Annotated in this window: 14 protein-coding genes and 1 pseudogene; 7 read left to right on the top strand and 8 right to left on the bottom strand. The window is 72.8% G+C overall.

Annotated elements, in window-relative coordinates; genetic code table 11:
* Positions 1-152: 152 nt before the first annotated feature.
* The 3 genes from IE251_RS17600 (at position 153) to IE251_RS17590 (ending at position 2,506) form a co-directional block, all read left to right on the top strand.
* Positions 153-1,667 (top strand): MFS transporter, encoded by a 1,515-nt coding sequence (locus tag IE251_RS17600; RefSeq protein ID WP_189753915.1) that lies wholly within the window; start codon positions 153-155, stop codon positions 1,665-1,667.
* A gap of 133 nt (positions 1,668-1,800) precedes the next feature.
* Positions 1,801-2,016, top strand: coding sequence for a hypothetical protein (locus IE251_RS17595; RefSeq protein WP_189753914.1), 216 nt, complete (start codon positions 1,801-1,803; stop codon positions 2,014-2,016).
* Positions 2,017-2,080: 64 nt separating this feature from the next.
* The gene (locus IE251_RS17590) at positions 2,081-2,506 is read left to right on the top strand and encodes a pyridoxamine 5'-phosphate oxidase family protein (RefSeq protein ID WP_189753913.1); all 426 of its coding nucleotides are present in this window, start codon (positions 2,081-2,083) and stop codon (positions 2,504-2,506) included.
* A gap of 57 nt (positions 2,507-2,563) precedes the next feature.
* Here IE251_RS17590 and IE251_RS17585 read toward each other — a convergent pair whose 3' ends face one another.
* Positions 2,564-3,451 (bottom strand): SDR family NAD(P)-dependent oxidoreductase, encoded by an 888-nt coding sequence (locus IE251_RS17585; protein ID WP_189753912.1) that lies wholly within the window; start codon positions 3,449-3,451, stop codon positions 2,564-2,566.
* 71 nt (positions 3,452-3,522) lie between these two features.
* On the opposite strand from IE251_RS17585, the gene IE251_RS17580 reads away from it, so the two are divergent.
* Positions 3,523-4,458: a LysR family transcriptional regulator gene (locus tag IE251_RS17580; RefSeq protein ID WP_189753911.1), complete on the top strand. Its 936-nt coding sequence runs from the start codon at positions 3,523-3,525 to the stop codon at positions 4,456-4,458.
* A gap of 118 nt (positions 4,459-4,576) precedes the next feature.
* On the opposite strand, the gene htpG is transcribed toward IE251_RS17580, so the two are convergent.
* Positions 4,577-6,478, bottom strand: a complete 1,902-nt coding sequence (gene htpG / locus IE251_RS17575; protein WP_189753910.1) for a molecular chaperone HtpG — start codon at positions 6,476-6,478, stop codon at positions 4,577-4,579.
* Between the two features lie 291 nt (positions 6,479-6,769).
* On the opposite strand from htpG, the gene IE251_RS17570 reads away from it, so the two are divergent.
* Positions 6,770-7,249 carry an SRPBCC family protein gene (locus IE251_RS17570; RefSeq protein WP_189753909.1) on the top strand — a complete coding sequence of 160 codons (480 nt, stop codon included), beginning with the start codon at positions 6,770-6,772 and terminating at the stop codon, positions 7,247-7,249.
* A gap of 206 nt (positions 7,250-7,455) precedes the next feature.
* Here IE251_RS17570 and IE251_RS17565 read toward each other — a convergent pair whose 3' ends face one another.
* Together IE251_RS17565 and IE251_RS17560 are read right to left on the bottom strand one after the other, a co-directional pair.
* Positions 7,456-8,682, bottom strand: coding sequence for an alginate lyase family protein (locus IE251_RS17565; protein WP_189753908.1), 1,227 nt, complete (start codon positions 8,680-8,682; stop codon positions 7,456-7,458).
* A 174-nt stretch (positions 8,683-8,856) separates the two neighbouring features.
* Complete coding sequence (locus IE251_RS17560) at positions 8,857-10,002, bottom strand: MGDG synthase family glycosyltransferase (RefSeq protein WP_234470985.1); 1,146 nt, start codon at positions 10,000-10,002, stop codon at positions 8,857-8,859.
* 310 nt (positions 10,003-10,312) lie between these two features.
* On the opposite strand from IE251_RS17560, the gene IE251_RS17555 reads away from it, so the two are divergent.
* Positions 10,313-11,134, top strand: a complete 822-nt coding sequence (locus IE251_RS17555; protein WP_189753907.1) for a lipase family protein — start codon at positions 10,313-10,315, stop codon at positions 11,132-11,134.
* A 29-nt stretch (positions 11,135-11,163) separates the two neighbouring features.
* Here IE251_RS17555 and IE251_RS17550 read toward each other — a convergent pair.
* From IE251_RS17550 to IE251_RS17535, 4 genes and pseudogenes are all read right to left on the bottom strand, one after another.
* A pseudogene (locus IE251_RS17550) lies at positions 11,164-11,951 on the bottom strand (cupin domain-containing protein).
* On the bottom strand, positions 11,945-12,874 hold the full coding sequence (locus tag IE251_RS17545) for a DUF6807 domain-containing protein (RefSeq protein WP_189753906.1): 930 nt from the start codon (positions 12,872-12,874) through the stop codon (positions 11,945-11,947). The pseudogene IE251_RS17550 and the gene IE251_RS17545 overlap by 7 nt, the downstream one beginning before the upstream one ends.
* The gene (locus IE251_RS17540; protein ID WP_189753905.1) at positions 12,871-13,986 is read right to left on the bottom strand and encodes a Gfo/Idh/MocA family protein; all 1,116 of its coding nucleotides are present in this window, start codon (positions 13,984-13,986) and stop codon (positions 12,871-12,873) included. Before IE251_RS17540 ends, IE251_RS17545 begins: the two co-directional genes overlap by 4 nt.
* 292 nt (positions 13,987-14,278) lie before the next feature.
* The gene (locus tag IE251_RS17535; RefSeq protein WP_189753904.1) at positions 14,279-14,560 is read right to left on the bottom strand and encodes a metal-sensitive transcriptional regulator; all 282 of its coding nucleotides are present in this window, start codon (positions 14,558-14,560) and stop codon (positions 14,279-14,281) included.
* Between the two features lie 342 nt (positions 14,561-14,902).
* Between IE251_RS17535 and IE251_RS17530 the strand changes: the two genes are divergently transcribed.
* Positions 14,903-17,158 carry a heavy metal translocating P-type ATPase gene (locus IE251_RS17530; protein ID WP_189753903.1) on the top strand — a complete coding sequence of 752 codons (2,256 nt, stop codon included), beginning with the start codon at positions 14,903-14,905 and terminating at the stop codon, positions 17,156-17,158.
* Positions 17,159-17,210 lie beyond the last annotated feature (52 nt).

Here is a 17,210-nt window from a genome sequence, read left to right as displayed (position 1 = left end):
TGAGATGTCCGTGCAGTGCCTGGCCGGCGGCCGGACGCGGTGGCGGGCCGGGGGTACCGGCCGGGTATGTGTGCCAGGTAGGGGCGGGGGAACTTGGTCCGACCGGTGGCCCCGGTGGATCCGCCCGGTGGCCTCGGTGGAGAGGAGTCCACGTGACAGCGTCGACGTCGGCCGCGGGCGGCGGGGAACCGGACACCCGCAGGGACGGGTACGAGCCGGATCCGCAGCGGTGGCGCGCCCTGTGGGTCACGTTGGTGGCCGGGTTCATGAGCCTGCTCGACGTCACGATCGTGGCGGTGGCCCTGCCCACCGTCCAGCAGGACCTGCACGCCTCCCCGGCGCAGGTGCAGTGGGTGGTGTCGGGGTACGCCCTGACCTTCGCGCTCGCCCTGGTCACCGCCGGGCGGCTCGGTGACGCCCTGGACCGGCGCCGCATCTTCCTGCTGGCCCTCGGCGGCTTCGTGGTCTTCAGCGCGGCCTGCGGCGCGGCCCCCGACATCACGCTGCTGGTGGCGGCCCGTCTCGCCCAGGGGCTGGCGGCCGGCTTCATGGCTCCGCAGAACTCCGCGCTCATCCAGCAGATGTTCCGTGGCGCCGAGCGCGGCCGGGCCTTCGGCTTCTTCGGCGCCACCGTGGGCATATCCTCCGCCGCCGGTCCGGTCACCGGCGGTGCCATCCTCGCCCTGGCCTCCGGGGACCAGGGGTGGCGGTGGATCTTCTATGTCAACGTTCCCATCGGCATCCTGGCCGTCCTGCTCGGCCGCCGTCTGCTGCCGCGCACCCGGCGCTCCGGGCGGGGCCGGGTGGACCTGCCCGGCGTGCTGCTCCTCGGGCTCGGCGTGCTCGCCCTGATGTGTCCGCTGGTGCTGGCGGAGTCCGGTGGCATCGAGCGGCTGTGGTGGCTGTTCCTCGCCGGTGCCGCGCTCCTCACCGTCTTCACCTGGTGGCAGCGCCGCCTCGTCGCCCGGGGCGCACAGCCGCTGCTGGACCCGCGCCTGTTCACCACCGTGCGCGGCTACGCCGTCGGCGCCGGCATCGGCACGCTGTACTTCGTCGGTTTCAGCGGTGTGTGGCTGGTGTTCGCCCTCTTCTACCAGCGGGGGCTGGACTTCTCCCCGCTCCGGTCCGGTCTCGCCGTCACCCCCTTCGCGCTCGGCTCGGCGAGCGCGGCCGTGGTGTCCGGCCGGCTGGTGGAGCGGTACGGCCGTCTGCTCACCGTCTGCGGCCTCGCGGGGGTGATCGCCGGTCTGGGCGGCACCGCGCTGCTGCTGCGGCTCGCGCCCCTGGATCTGGCGCCCTGGGTCGCCGCGCCGGTGCTCTTCCTCGGCGGCGTCGGCGGCGGCTTCGTGGTCTCCCCCAACATCACCATGACCCTGCGGGACGTGCCCGTGCGCATGGCGGGCGCGGCGGGCGGCGCGCTGCAGACCGGGCAGCGGCTGGGCGCGGCGCTGGGCACCGCCGCGCTGCCCGGCCTGTTCTACCTGGTGCTGGGCCGCGGCGGCGACTACCGCGGCGCTCTCGTCACCGCGCTGGGCGCCGCGCTGGCCGGCATGGCGGCCTCCCTGGCCCTCGCGGTGTTCGACTGGCGGCGCGACCGGCGGCGGAACCCGCACCGGAAGTGCCCGGACGAGGTCGCCAACGCACCCGTGCACGCCCGGCAGACCTGACGCGCGCCGTGGGGAGCCGGGAGGCGGCGGCAGGGCCATCAGGGTGGTCCGGGCCCGTGTCGGGCGGCGGGCGCGCGCCCGGTTGGCCATGCTGGCCGGGAGCGGCACCCCTCGCGGCGACAAGGAGCACGGCATGCCGACGGACCCGGTCGAACGATTCCTGGCGGCACTGGATCCCGACCACCGGAAGGCCGTCGGCGCGCGGCCGCGCGAGGAGCAGGAGCAACTCGCGGCGGCCTGGGAGCGGGAGCTGGAAGCGGACGACGAGCTGGACACCCTGGACGAGCTGTCGCCGCCCGCGGCGGAGGCCGAGGCGGCCCGCCGGGTCCTGGAGCGCGGCACCGGCTGACGCGCCCCGCCCGGACCGCGCCGGTCCGTTGTTCCCGCCACGACGGCGGCGTTAGGGTCGGCCGATGGCACTCTCGAAGCGTGAACGCGAGCTGTTTCTGGCGGAGCCGCACATCGGCGCGCTGTCGGTCGTCGAGCACCCGGACCGCGCCCCGCTGACGGTTCCCATCTGGTACCAGTACACGCCGGGCGGCGACCTGTGGGTGCGCACCGGGCCCGACTCCCGCAAAGGGCGGGCGATCCGCGCGGCGGGGCGCTTCAGCCTGATGGTGCAGCGCACCGAACCGACCGTGCGCTATGTGTCCGTGGAGGGCCCGGTCGTCGCGACGGCCCCGGACAGTCCCGAGCTGTCCTGGGAGATGGCCGCGCGGTACCTCCCCGAGGACAAGGTCGCCGCCTTCGTGGAGTACGACCGGACCCACCTCGGCGAGCACTTCATCGTCACCATGCGTCCCGAGCACTGGGTGGCCGCCGACCTCGGAGCCTTCTGAACCCACGCGGCCGCCGGGCCGGGGCGCCCGGGAGCGCCGCCGGGCGACCTCTCGCGGTCAGGGGGTGAGCAGCCGCTCCTGCTCCACCGGGGGCGTGCCGTCGTACCAGGACAGGGCCTTGCCGAAGCGGACCAGCTCGCCGTAGTGGGCCGGGTCGACGCGCTCGGCGAGGACCAGGTCGAGCACGGCCCTGGCGGCCTGGGCCGGTGACTGGGCCTGGCTGTAGTCCGTGAACCAGGGGCGCGAGGTGGCGGTGTCGACCATGCCGGGGCACACGGCCGCGACGAGTGTGCCGGTGGCGAGGTCGCGTTCGCGGCGCTCGGCGGCGACCGCGCGGACGGCGGCGACCTGGGCCACCTTCGAGGGCACGTTCAGCCAGACCGGCCAGCCGGCCTCCCGGGCGGTGCCGTCGTGGATCGCCCGGCGCCAGGACTCGACGGCGTGCTCGACCTGGTCGAGGGTCACGCCGTCGAACAGGTGGTGCAGCCGGGGGTCGAGGTGGCCGAGGGTCCCCAGGCTGCTGGCCACGACGAGCAGCCGGCCGCCGGGGCGCAGGACGGGACCGAAGTGGCGCAGGATCGCGTGGGTGGCGGTGTTGGAGACGGCGATGACCTCGTCGGCCCGTGCGGCCTGCGACTCCTCGGGCAGCACCCGGGTGACGGCGTTGGAGAGGAGGACGTCCACGCCGCCGTGCCGGTCCCGCAGCTCTTCGGCGAGGCGGGCGATGGCGTCGGTCCGGGTGACGTCCAGCACCCGGCCCTCGACCCGGGCCCGGGTGCCGGGCAGCCCGGCGACCTCGTGGGCGGCGTCCGTCACCCGCCGCCGGTCGCGGCCGGTGAGCAGGACCAGGTCGTGCGGTGCCATGCGGGCCGCGAGTCCCTCGGCGAGGGCACGGCCGAGTCCTTGGTTGGCGCCCGTGACGAGGGCGATGCGTGCGGTGGTCATGACAGCCACGCTAGAAGGCCCGCGACCATGAGTCCAACGAAAGTCATGCACCGCTAGTATGCGTGATCGTCATGGACTTCACGGATGTGTCGCTGACCGCGCTGCGGGTCTTCCGCGCGGTGGCCGAACAGGGAACCTTCACCGCTGCCGCCGCGTCGCTGGGCTACACCCAGTCGGCGGTGTCCCGGCAGATCGCCGCCATCGAACGGGCCGCGGGCGCGGAGCTGCTGGAGCGGCGGCGCGACGGAGTGCGGCTCACCGCAGCCGGCCGGGTGGTGATGCGCCGCGCGACGGTGGTGCTGGACGAGATCGAGGCGACCGCGAGAGAGCTGTCCGGGCTGCCGGGAGAGGGCGGCACGGTCCGCCTGGGCTGGTTTCCCAGCGCCGGTGCCGCGCTGGTGCCGCGGGCGCTGGCGGCGCTGCGCCGGACCCATCCCGGGCTGCGGGTGGTCGGCCGCGAGGGCACCACCCCGGCGCTGGTACGCGCGCTGCGGGCCGGCAGCCTCGATCTCGCCGTACTGGCGTCGGCGCCGCCGTTCCGCCCGCCGGACGCGGAGTCGCCGCCGCTGGTGCTGCGGACGCTCACGGAGCGTGCCCTGTGCCTGGCGGTGCCCGCCGCCCATCCGCTGGCCCGCGGTGACTTCGTGGACGTCGCCGACCTGCGCGGGCAGCGCTGGATCGCCGGCGGCGCGACGGGCGAGGACCGGCTGCTGGGCGTGTGGCCGGGCCTGGACGAGCGGCCCGAGATCGTCCACACCGCCCGCGACTGGCTGGCCAAGCTGCACCTCGTGGCCGCCGGCTGCGGGCTGACCACGGTGCCCGCGGCTCTCGCCGCCGCCGCGCCGCCGGGGGTCCGCGTGCTCCCCGTCCGCGGCGGACCGCAGGAGCAGCGGCGGGTGCTCCTGGCGCGCCTCCCCCATCCGCCGTCCGAACCGGCCGGCCTCGTGGCCGCCGCCCTGCGCGCGGCGGCCCTCGATCTGGACTCCCCCGCTCCGCCGTCGCCGTGACGGCGGAGCCGGAGCGCCCACCCGGTGACGGTGGATCGCGAGCGTCCGCTTGGCCGTACGGCGGGAGCGCGGGGGCCGCGCACTGTGTGCCGTGCCGCCGGCGCCCCGCGCGGGCGGGTTACAGCGCGCGTTCCAGGCGGTCCGCCATCAGCTTGACGAAGCGGGCCGGTTCCTTGGGCTGGCCTCCCTCGGCGAGCACCGCCAGGCTGTAGAGCAGCTCGGCGGTCTCGGCCAGCTCCGTGCGGTCCTCGCGCTCCTTGTACGCCTGGTTGAGGCCCTTCACCAGCTGGTGGTCGGGGTTCAGCTCCAGGATCCGCTTGGCCCGGGGCACTTCCTGGCCCATCGCGCGGTACATGTTCTCCAGCGCCGGGGTGAGGTCGTGCGCGTCGGAGACGACACAGGCCGGGGAGACGGTGAGGCGGGAGGACAGCCGTACGTCCTTGATGTCCTCGTCCAGCCGCTCCTTCATCCAGCCGAGCAGCCCGGCGTACTCCTGGGTCTGCTTCTCCCGGTCGTCGTCGGAGCCGTCCTCGTCCTTGGCGTCGAGGTCGATCTGTCCCTTGGCGACGGAGCGCAGCTTCTTGCCCTCGTACTCGCCGACGGCGTCGGCCCACACCTCGTCGACCGGGTCGGTGAGCAGCAGCACCTCGATGCCCCGCTCCCGGAAGGCCTCCATGTGCGGGGAGTTCTCGATGCTCTGCCGGGACTCGCCGGTCAGGTAGTAGATGTCCTCCTGGCCGTCCTTCATCCGCTCCACGTACTGCTTCAGCGTGGTCGGCTCGGTGTCGTGGTGGGTGCTGGCGAAGGAGGCGACGGCGAGGATGGCGTCGCGGTTCTCCGCGTCGGTGACCAGTCCCTCCTTCAGGACCGTGCCGAACTCCCGCCAGAAGGTGCCGTAGCGCTCCTGGTCCTTGGTCATCATCTCCTTGACCGTGGACAGGACCTTCTTGGTCAGCCGGCGCCGCATCATCTCGATGTGGCGGTCCTGCTGGAGGATCTCGCGGGACACGTTGAGCGACAGGTCCGCGGCGTCCACGACGCCCTTGACGAAGCGGAGGTACGGCGGCAGCAGCGCCTCGCAGTCGTCCATGATGAACACGCGCTTGACGTACAGCTGCACGCCCCGCTTGAAGTCGCGGGTGAACAGGTCGTGGGGCGCGTGCGCCGGGAGGAAGAGCAGGGCCTGGTACTCGAAGGTGCCCTCCGCCTGGAGCCGGATCGTCTCCAGCGGGTCTCGCCAGTCGTGGCCGATGTGCTTGTACAGCTCGTGGTACTCGTCGTCGGACACCTCGTCGCGGGGCCGCGCCCACAGGGCCTTCATGGAGTTGAGGGTCTCGGGCTCGGGCGTCCCGGCGTCGTCACCGGACTTCTCGGGCACCATCCGGATCGGCCACGTGATGAAGTCCGAGTACCGCTTGATGATCTCCCGGATCTTCCACGGGGAGGTGTAGTCGTGGAGCTGGTTCTCCGGGTCGGCGGGCTTGAGGTGCAGCGTGACGGAGGTGCCCTGCGGCGCGTCGTCGACCTTCTCCAGCGTGTACGTGCCCTCGCCGCGCGAGGACCACCGGGTGCCCTGGCTCTCGCCGGCCCGCCGGGTCAGCAGGGTGACCTCGTCCGCCACCATGAAGCCGGAGTAGAACCCGACGCCGAACTGGCCGATCAGCCCGTCCTCGCCGGCCTTGTCCTTGGCCTCGCGCAGTTCCTGGAGGAACTGCGCGGTGCCCGAGTTGGCGATCGTGCCGATGAGCTGCCCGACCTCGTCGTACGACATTCCGATGCCGTTGTCGCGCACGGTGAGGGTACGGGCGTCCTTGTCGATGTCGATCTCGATGTGCGGATCGGACAGGTCGGCGTCGAGCGAGTCGTCCCAGAGCTTCTCCAGGCGCAGCTTGTCCAGCGCGTCGGAGGCGTTGGAGACGAGTTCCCGCAGGAAGACATCCTTGTTCGAGTAAACCGAGTGGATCATCAGCTGGAGCAGCTGACGGGCCTCTACCTGGAACTCAAACGTCTCGGTCGGCATGTTCGCGAATACCTCACAGGTCCTGTTGCCCTGAACTGGTGGCAAACACTGTAAAACACCACGTCAGGGGGTGGCCCGAAGACGGTGGCGGTGGCCGGATCCGCACCCCCGCCGACCCGGCGCGTGCGACGGGGGGCGGGGTCGGCCCCGGGGACGCCGGCGAGTCGGCGGCAATGATCGAGATCGGTGGCCATGACCGTCGGCTCCCCGGGTACCCGGCACTCCCGGCCCGGGCGCGCCGCACGCAACGGCCCGTCCGGGACACCCCACCAGTGAGAACGGAGAGTGCAGATGAGCACGGTCAAGGAAACGGTGGAAGTCGGCGTACCGGTGCACACCGCCTACAACCAGTGGACGCAGTTCGAGAGCTTCCCGAAGTTCATGGAGGGGGTCGAGGAGATCACCCAGCTGGACGACCGGCACAATCACTGGACCACGAAGATCGGCGGGGTACGGCGGGAGTTCGACACCGAGATCGTCGACCAGCTGCCGGACGAGCGGATCACGTGGCGCACGGTCGGTGGCGACACCAGCCAGAGGGGCAGCGTCCGCTTCGAGCGGGTGGACGACACCCACACCAGGGTGGAGCTGGTGATGGACGTCGAGACCAGCGGTCCGGTGGAGAAGGTCGGGGACCTGATCGGCACCATCGACCGCCGGGTCAAGGGCGACATGAAGCGGTTCAAGGAGTACATCGAGGAACGCGGTGCGGAGTCCGGCGCCTGGCGCGGCCGGATCAAGCCGGGCGACACGAGCGGCCCGGCTCTGTGAGAGCGGGCACTCCTGCGCGGGGCCGCCGGTGAGCCCCGGCGGGGCACCGCCGGTCACCAGGGGTCGCCCCCACAGAGCGGCAGGTCACCGCGTGACGGACCGTGCCGGGCCGCGGGTACGTCACCGCGGCCCGGCACCGTGTTCCTCCGGTCTCCCGGGCGGCCTCCGAAGAGGTCGGGGACCGTCGGCCGGCCATCATCCGGACGTCAGTTCGGGTTGTCCCCGTGGGTCAGGGTCTCCCAGGCGACGAAGAGGTTGTTGCTGCCCGCCGGGCGGTTCTGCGCGGTCAGGGTCCCGGTGTTGGTCATGGCGATGCCCAGGCGGTTGTGCAGGGCGTTGTAGCCGACCTCGGTGACCGGGCCGAGTCCGCGGTTGACGCTGCCGCCGCACAGCCAGCTCGGGACGGCGGCGCCCAGTTCGTACTTCGACTGGAAGCCCAGCGCCTGTCGCAGCCGTTCGCCGACATCGGTGCCGTACAGGTCTTGGCCCTGGATCCGGCTGGTCTCGGCCACGTGCGAGATGGCGGAGATGCCGTACCCGGTGTGGGTGAAGTCGCGGCAGGTCTCCTGGGTGAGTCCGGTGACGAAGGTCGACTGGCCCTGCCAGTAGGAGACGATCTTGTCGCGGGTGTTCAGGTTCTGGCTCGGGACGGTCTTCGGCAGGTCGCCGTCGGAGGCGAGGTACACATAGGCGGCGGTGCGGGTGCGGAACCTGGCCATGGCGGTGTCGTACGTCGTCTTGTCCTCCAGGAAGACGGAGATGCCCACGGCCGTCTCCATCATCGACAGTTCCCAGTTGCCGTTGGAGTTCGAGCCGTTGATGACCTCGGGCAGATAGACGTCGCGCAACATGGTCGCGAACCGGCCCGAGTTGGCCCACGTACCGGTGTACGTGTACTTGATGATCTCGGCGGCCTTCGGCCAGGAGGAGCCCGCCCAGCCCGTCTGGAGGGGCGCGTTGCTGTTGGTGTGGTCCTGGAGCACGGCGGACCAGGCGTCCATCAGCTCGATGGCCTTCTTCGCGTAGCGCTCGTCGCGGGTGATGTACCAGGCGAGCGCGTCGGTGTATGCCGCGATCGCGTCCTCGCGCTCGTCCGTGCAGCCGTAGTTGGGGTTGGAGTACGAACCGCACTCGACGACGGCACGGGGCTTCGGGGTGCGGCTGAGGCTCGCGTACTTGCTCGCCGTCATCTGGTCGTAGGCGCTCTTCCAGGGCTGGACGCCGGCCAGCACCTGGCCGCGGGCGAAGTCGAGTTGGGCCCGGGAGACGGTGACGCCGGGATGCGTGAAGGAGGTGGGTGCGGCCTGCGCCCGCTGGGCGCCGGGCCAGGAGAGCAGCCCGGTGGCGAGCAGGGTCGCGGCCGCGGTGAGCGCGAGAGCGGAACGCGGGGACTTACGGCGACGGCGGCGGGCGGGTATGTCCTTGTCCTGCATCTGATCCGTCCTCGTATGTGAACGTCATACGGCTTCCTGAACGGCCGAGTTGACGAGACGATAGGTACGGACCAGCCACCCGTCAAGAGACCGCACCGGCCGACGCCCGCCCCCGCCTTCCGGCCTCGGGCCGCCGACCGGTGCGTGGACAACGGAGTCTGTCGGCGGTTTCGTTCACCTGCCGGTGTCCGCGGCGACGGCCGCGAGAACCCGCTCCAGCGGGGCGCGTTCGTCGTGGAACAGTTCTTTCCCCCGGGCGATCCTCAGGTCCCGCTCCGTTCCGGGGCGGGTGAGCCGGCGGAGGCTGTCGAGCAGGCCGAGATCGTCGGTGGCCAGGTCGGACACGCCGAGTTCGGCCATGCGCCGGGCACCCTGGGCGAAGTGGCCCGGCAGCGGCCGGTAGCCGATCACGGGCAGCCCGGCGGCGAGCGCCTGGACGGCGGTCAGGCCCCCGGCGTTGTCCACCAGTGCCCGCGCGGCTCCCATCAGGCCGGGCATGTCGTCCTGCCAGCCGAGCGGCAGGACACCGGCGAAGCCGGTCAGCGAGGCGCGCAGCCGCTCGTTGCGGCCGCACAGCACCACGGGCAGGTAGCCGTCGCGGGCCAGGCGGCGGGCGGTGGTGACCGGGCGGGACGCGACGCCCCAGGCGCCGGCGGACATCAGGACGGGCGTCCGGCCGGGGTGGAAGTCCTCGAAGAACCGGCGCCACCGCTCGGCTCCGGAGGCGGGTGCGGTGAAGCGTGGCGCGACCACCGGGCCGGTGACGTCGGCGGGCCGGCCGGTGGCCAGGCGCACCTCTTGGGCAGCCCGCTCGGTGAGGCACAGGAAACGGTCGTTGCCGGGGTGCAGCCAGTGCCGGTGGGCGCCGAACTCGATCATGTAGACCACGCTCGGCACGGGCAGGAGCCGGTTCGCCCTGAGGTGGCCGGTGAGCTGGGCGGCGAGGTGGAAGACGGGGACCACCACGTCCACCCGGTCCCGTTCGACCAGTTCGCGCAGCCGGTCAGCGGCGAGCCGGGCCAGCGGGACACCGCTGGGGCGCGGCCCCCGTCCGGGGCGCAGGAACGCCCGGTACACCAAGCCGTAGGTCCAGGGAGCGTGCCGGACCGAGACCCGGTAGCCGCGCCGCAGCCATCCGCCGAGGCCGCGGGGCAGCAGCGAGAGGATGTCCACGGTGCTTGCCCGGTGACCGGACTCGGTGGCCCGGCGGACGAGTTCGGTGGCCACCGTGTCATGGCCGGCTCCCATGCTCGCGCTCACGACCAGCAGACGCGCGCGAGGCGGGGCCGGGCTCGTGAGGGTGCCGTGTACCTCAGTCATGGCGTGCGCGGGCGGCGAAGAAAGCGATGAATGACCGCATGGCAGATGCTATTTCCCGGTTCCTTCCTGGTGAACCGGGTGGGCGGTCCGGGTCCCCCGAAGGGGGTGCCGGCGCGGGTTCGTCACCGGTCCGGTCCATCGCCGCACCGCTGTCTGTCGTGCGGTGGCAGTCGCGCTGGGCCGTACGGGTGGAGACGGGCGTGTCGGGTCCGGGGCCGGCGGAGGCCGAGGCATAGATGGCAGGGGCGGGCCGGGAGCGTGAACGGCCCGCCGGCCCCAGTGCCCGGTCCGGAGCGAGGAGGATCCTGCTGTGCCTGTTCCCGTGGAGATCGATCAGCGTTCGACGGACTACAGCCTCGAACGCGCCTACTGGCTGGCGCTGGCCGCGGACCTCGCCTACAAGGACGAAGCCACCATCGAGGCGCAGGCGAGGCAGTGGGGGTTCGACACCGTCCGGCACCACGAGACACGGTTCACTCCGCCGTTCCCGCTCCAGGACACCCAGGCCTACACCATGGCCGGCGACAACATGATCGTGACCGCGTTCCGCGGGACCGAACCGCGGCAGATCAAGGACTGGCTCTCCGACGCCACGACCCCGCCCCGGCAGGGACCGGCGGGCACCGGGCACGTCCACGACGGCTTCGGCGAGGCGCTGGAGTCGATCTGGCCGGACGTGAAGAACACCCACGCCGAACTGCGCACCAACGGCCAGACCGTCTGGTTCACCGGACACAGTCTGGGCGGGGCGCTCGCCATGCTGGCCGGCGCCCGCATGTACCTGGAGGACCCGCGCCTGGCCGCCGACGGCGTGTACACCTACGGCCAGCCCCGCACCTGCGACGCCGCCCTGGCCAGGGCCTACAACAAGGGCTACAAGGGCCGGATGTACCGGTTCGTGAACAACAACGACGTCGTCCCCCAGATGCCGCCCGCACCCCCCTACTCCCATGTCGACGCGCTGCGCTACATCGACTCCCACGGCAAGGTCCGCGACGAGATGCCGGTGATCGGCGGACTGTTCGACCACGCGGCGGGACTGACCGCCGACCCGCTGGCACCCGCGAGCGACGGTCTGCGCGACCACTTCATGCGCAGCTACCTCACCGCGCTGGAGAAGAACCTCTCCTGATCCCGGCCCGCGCAGGCGAGGCCCGCGCCCTACGGGTCGGTCGGCTCCCACCCGTGACCGCGGCCGTCGTACGGCAGTGTCGTGCCCGGCAGCGTGTACTCGTCGCGGTGTCCGCACATGCCGAATCCGGCGGGCCGGGTGGGCGCGGCCCGGTACGCGGTCGCGTCGCCGAGGCAGGCGGGCTCGCCGGTCTCCAGCGCGTCGAGCTGGGCGCCGGTGCGCTCGGTGGTGGCCAGGGCGCCGCGCGCCACAGCTCGCGCCGGCGGGGCACCTCGGCGCGGACCTGGCGGGCGGCGGCGCGCTGGAAGTCCGGACAGGGCCCGGTGTCCCCGGCGGCGAGGGCCTCGCGCAGCACCAGGTAGCCCTCGACCGCGAGGTCCCTGCGCCGCCGGGCCGCCGCCTCCGTCCGGGGGCCGGTGCCCGGTGGCAGCGCGGCCGCCGCCGCGTACCGCTCGGGATCGGCGAGCACCTCGGGCGGGAAGGTGAACACCGCGTCCCCGGCCTCGGGCAGGCCGCTGTTCTGCATCAGCACGGTGACGCGCAGCCCGCCGCCCCGCACCATGCGGTGCACGGTGCCCGGGGTGAACCAGGCGACCGTGTCCGGCCGGAGGGGGATGTCCCGGTAGCCGTCGGGGCCGAGGGTCTGCACCGCTCCCCGGCCGCCGGTGACGACGTACGCCTCGGTGCACACCAGGTGCAGATGCGGGCTGCCGCCGCACACACCGTCGGCGGCCTCCCGGTCGTAGGCGCCGAGGTGGGACAGGCCGACCGCCCCGGGCAGCGGGCGGGGCAGCCGGGGGTCCGGCCCGGTCACCACGGCAGGGCCGCCAGGTGGGCGGCGATCCGGTCCCGGTCCCAGGCGCCGTCGGCGATCACGAGCCGGTAGCGGTAGCCGAAGGACTCCCCCGGTTCCAGGGTGAACTCCTCGAAGAACGCCCAGGAGAAGGCGACCGTGGGGATGGGTTCGGCGCGGACGAACCAGTGGGACTCGTGGATCGCCGACGCCTCGTCCAGGTTCTCCGGCGCGTGCGCGAAGACCAGCGTGGAGTGCCCGTCGGTTTCGTCGTGCTCGGCGGTGAAGGCGAGCCAGGGACTGCGACTGCCCATCAGTTCGGCCGCGCCGGCGTCTCCGGTGCCGGGGGCGAGGACCCGGCCGCCGGTGAAGTCCCGCGGGCCGCGCCACTGGAGACCGGTGTACCCGGCCAGTGCGCGGCCCGCGGTGGTCGGGGAGCCGAACACCAGGGGCTGCTTACGGATGTTGGTGAGCCGGATCGACCAGTCCAGGGCCCAGGCGCCGGCCTCCTCGTCGAGGGAGTGCACCACGATGCCGCGCTCCTCACGGGCCCACTCCTGCCCGCCGTGCGCGACCCAGGTCAGCTCCTCGGCGACGGTGAGCCGTTCGGGCTCGGCGGTGAGGGAGGTGAAGCCGTCGTGACGCATGGAGCCGACCCGGTCGGGCAGCGCCAGGTAACCCCGGCCGGGTACATAGCTGTTGCCGCCCCAGAAGTTGTGCCCGGAGAGGTGACTGGCCGTCATCTGTACGCCCTTGTGCCAGCGGTGGTCGCTCGGGCGGTACCCGGTGACCGTGCGTCCGGACAGGGTGCGGACCGGGTGGGCGTAGGGCTTGGGGGACTCGAAGGGGTCCGGGTCGGGGCGGTAGACGTAGCGGAGGATCTCGGTGCCGTCCGGCGCCCGGACCGCGAGGTGCTCGCCGTGGACGTGGCTGACGCGGATGCTCACGCGCGCTCCTTCGGGGCCCAGTCGGGGTGGCCGCCGTGCATGGCCGTGTAGTAGGGATCGCCGGGGCCGATCTCGCCGGCGCGCACGGGCTGCCCGGTGAACGCCGCCTTGTACAGGGCGGCGGCGAACTCCACGGCGGCGCGGGCGTCCCGTCCGCTGCCGGGCGGCCGCACCCCCTGGTCGTAGGCGTCGAGGAAGGCGCCGAGCTGCGCGGTGTGCGAGCTGGGCACGTTGCGCGCGGGGGCGCGCCAGGCGGTGACGCGCTCGGGGTCGACGTGCGGGGCCGGTGTGTAGACCCAGTCGTCGTTGCCGTGACCGTACAGGTGGGTCAACTCCACGGTCGCGTCGGCGCAGTCGACGCGGATGCGGCTCACCTCCTGGGGGGAGAGCACGCTGTTGACGACGGTGGCGAGCGCGCCGTCGCGGAAGCGGACCAGGGCGGTGGAGACGTCCTCGCTCTCGATGTCGTGGACCAGGCGGGCCGCCATGGCCCGGACCTCCTCCCACTCGCCGAGCAGGTGCAGCAGCAGGTCGTACTGGTGGATGCCGTGGCCCATGGTCGGCCCGCCGCCCTCGGTGGCCCAACGGCCGCGCCACGGCTCGGCGTAGTACGCGGCGTCCCGGTGCCAGGTGGTCTGGCAGTGCGCCACCAGCGGGGCACCCAGCTCGCCGCGCGCGATGAGGTCGCGGGCGTGTACGGCGCCCGAGCCGTACCGGTGCTGGAAGACGACCGCGGCGTAGGCGCCGGACGCCTCCTCGGCGGCGGCGATGTCGTCCAGTTCGGCCTGGGACAGACAGAGCGGTTTCTCGCACAGCACCCAGGCGCCCGCCTTGAGCGCGGCCACGGTCTGCCCCCGGTGCAGCGCGGGCGGGGTGCCGATCAGCACCAGGTCCGGCCGGGCCTCGTCCAGCATGGCCTGGGTCGAGGTGAACCCGGCGATCCGCGCGCCCGCGAGCTGCCGGAAGGCGTCCAGCCTGCCCTCGTCCAGGTCGACGGCGGCGACCAGTTCGACCCGCTCCGCGTGGGCTCTGAGCGCGGGCAGATGGCCGCCGGTGACGATGGCACCGGTGCCGATCACGGCGACGCGGCGGCGGGGTGCGGGCAGGGGCATGCGGCGCTCCTCGGAGGGATCGGCAAGACGCGGGCAGCCATGGAAAGCGCTTGCTGTCGTACGAGGACGACCCTAGGGGCGAGGAGCGGTCAGGACAAGCCCCGGACGGAGAGCCCGTACGGGCGGCGATCGGGCGCCTTGGTGCCGATGCCGTTCCATACCCTCCGGGGTCGCGGTCCGGCCCTTACGCGTGGGCATTCCTCAGGAACACGCATGCGGCCGGGGCGACTCGCGCTCCGTACGAAGGTTCACACGCGTCGAGAAGACGGCGGCCGACGACGGCCGGCCGCCGTCAGGAACGCACCAGGCGCGCGATCGCGTCGGACGCCTCCTTCAGCTTCCGCTCGCGCTCCTCGCCGCCCTCCGCGACCGCGTTGCTCACGCAGGTGGCCATGTGTTCGTCGAGCATCTGCAGCGCGAACGACTGCAGCGCGCGGGTCACCGCCGACACCTGGGTGAGGATGTCGATGCAGTAGGTGTCCTCGGCCACCAGGCGCTGGAGACCGCGGACCTGGCCCTCGATGCGCCGGAGCCGCATCATCACGTCGTCCTTGTGCTTCTTCTGCCCCGCCATGACTCCGCTTCCCTTCCCTCTCCCGAGGGATGCCCCGCACCGCGGCGAGCTCCCTCCAGAAAGATACCCGCGGCCCGTATGAAGCACCCACGACCGACCGGCCCCGCCCGGCGCGCCACGCGAAGTCGGCGGCCTCAGCGGCGTCTTGAGCGGGCGTCAGGACGCGGATGAACCCCTGATGGGCATACCCCCCGGCTGTATACGGCCAATGATCCTTCCCCGCCTTGCTTCTGTGCGGGCGCGAGGGTATACATAGCTTCACCGATACCCCGTAGGGGTATGCAACCGGCCGCGGGCCGCCACCTGGTCCGCCGGCTCCGCAGTCCCCTGCCGAGGAGCATGATGGCAACAACCACCCCAGACCTGGCCCAAGTCGAGCTGACCATCGGCGGGATGACGTGCGCCTCGTGCGCCGCCCGGATCGAGAAGAAGCTCAACCGCATGGAGGGAGTCGAGGCCACCGTCAACTACGCCACCGAGAAGGCCAGGATCACCTACTCCCCCGTCCTGCAGGTGGCGGATCTGATCGCCACCGTCGAGGCCGTCGGCTACACCGCGGCGCCGCCCGCGCCGGCCGTCCCGGAGGGCGGCGAGGCGGACGGGACCGGCGGCCGGGCGGACGACGAACTGCGCTCGCTGCGCGAGCGTCTGATCACCGCCGTGGTGCTGGCCGTGCCGGTCATCGTCCTGGCCATGGTGCCCGCCTGGCAGTTCGACTACTGGCAATGGCTCTCCCTCACCCTGACGGCGCCGGTGGTCACCTACGCCGCCTGGCCCTTCCACCGCGCGGCCTTCACCAACCTGCGGCACGGCGCCGTCACCATGGACACCCTGATCTCGGTCGGCACCGCCGCCGCGTTCCTGTGGTCCCTGTGGGCGCTGTTCTTCGGCTCGGCCGGCACCCCGGGGATGACCCACGGCTTCGAGCTGACCATCTCCCCCTCGGACGGCGGCGGGAACCTCTATCTGGAGACCGCGGCCGGGGTGACGGCCTTCCTCCTGGCGGGCCGGTACTTCGAGGCGCGCTCCAAGCGCATGGCGGGCGCCGCCCTGCGGGCCCTGATGGAGCTGGGTGCCAAGGAGGTCACCGTACTGCGCGGGGGCCGCGAGGAGCGGATCCGGATCGAGGACCTGGCCGTGGGCGACCGGTTCATCGTCCGGCCGGGCGAGAAGATCGCGACCGACGGCACCGTGGTCGAGGGCAGTTCGGCGGTCGACGCCTCCATGCTGACCGGCGAGTCGGTGCCCGTGGAGGTCGGCGAGGGCGACGCCGTCACCGGCGCGACCCTGAACGCCGGCGGCCGGCTCGTCGTCCAGGCGACCCGGGTCGGCTCCGACACCCAACTGGCCCGGATGGCACAGATGGTGGAGGACGCGCAGAACGGCAAGGCCGCCGCGCAGCGGCTCGCCGACCGGATCTCCGCCGTCTTCGTGCCCATCGTGATCGGGCTGGCCGTGGCCACCCTCGGCTTCTGGCTCGGCAACGGCGCGGGCGCCACGGCCGCGTTCACCGCGGCCGTGGCGGTGCTCATCATCGCCTGCCCCTGCGCCCTGGGCCTGGCCACCCCGACGGCCCTGCTGGTCGGCACCGGCCGCGGTGCCCAGCTCGGCATCCTCATCAAGGGGCCGGAGGTGCTGGAGACCACCCGGAAGGTCGACACCATCGTGCTGGACAAGACCGGCACCGTGACCACCGGCCGGATGAGCCTGCTGGCCGTGCACCCGGCCGAGGGCGTGGACGAGCGCGAGGTGCTGCGGCTGGCGGGCGCGCTGGAGCACGCCTCCGAACACCCCATCGCCCAGGCCGTCGCCGCCGGTGCCGCCGACCGGGTCGGCACGCTGCCGGCCCCGCGGGACTTCCGGAACCTGCCGGGGCTCGGTGTGGAGGGCGTCGTGGACGGGCACCGCGTCCTCGTCGGCCGGCAGAAGCTGCTCGCCGAGCGGTCCATGGAACTGCCCGCCGGCCTGGCGCGGGCCGGTGCCGACGCCGAGGCCGCGGGCCGTACGGTCATCACGGTGGCCTGGGACGGTGAGCCCCGCGCCGTCCTGGAGGTCGCCGACGCCATCAAGGAGACCAGCGCCGAGGCGATCCAGCGGCTGCGGGCGCTCGGGCTGACCCCGATCCTGCTCACCGGGGACAACGAGACCGTCGCCCGGTCCGTGGCCGCCGAGGCGGGCATCGACCAGGTGATAGCGGAGGTCATGCCCGAGGACAAGGTGGACGTGGTCAAGCGCCTCCAGGACGAGGGGCACTCCGTCGCGATGGTCGGGGACGGTGTCAACGACGCCGCGGCGCTGGCCCAGGCCGACCTGGGCCTGGCCATGGGCACCGGCACGGACGCGGCCATCGAGGCGGGCGACCTCACCCTGGTCCGGGGGGACCTGCGGGTCGCGGCGGACGCCATCCGGCTCGCCCGGCGCACCCTCGGCACCATCAAGGGCAATCTGTTCTGGGCGTTCGCCTACAACGTCGCCGCCCTGCCGCTCGCCGCGACGGGACTGCTCAACCCCATGATCGCGGGTGCCGCGATGGCGTTCTCGTCGGTGTTCGTCGTCAGCAACAGCCTGCGGCTGCGCCGGTTCCGGGCCGACGCCTGAACCACGGCACGGCGGCGGGGCGGTCCGGCACGGGCCGCCCCGCCGCCGTCGT

Origin of the sequence: Streptomyces eurythermus (genome assembly GCF_014649115.1) — a bacterium.
Taxonomy (GTDB): domain Bacteria; phylum Actinomycetota; class Actinomycetes; order Streptomycetales; family Streptomycetaceae; genus Streptomyces; species Streptomyces eurythermus.
Note: the sequence above shows the minus strand (reverse complement) of the source record. Positions and strands in the feature narration are given on the sequence as shown.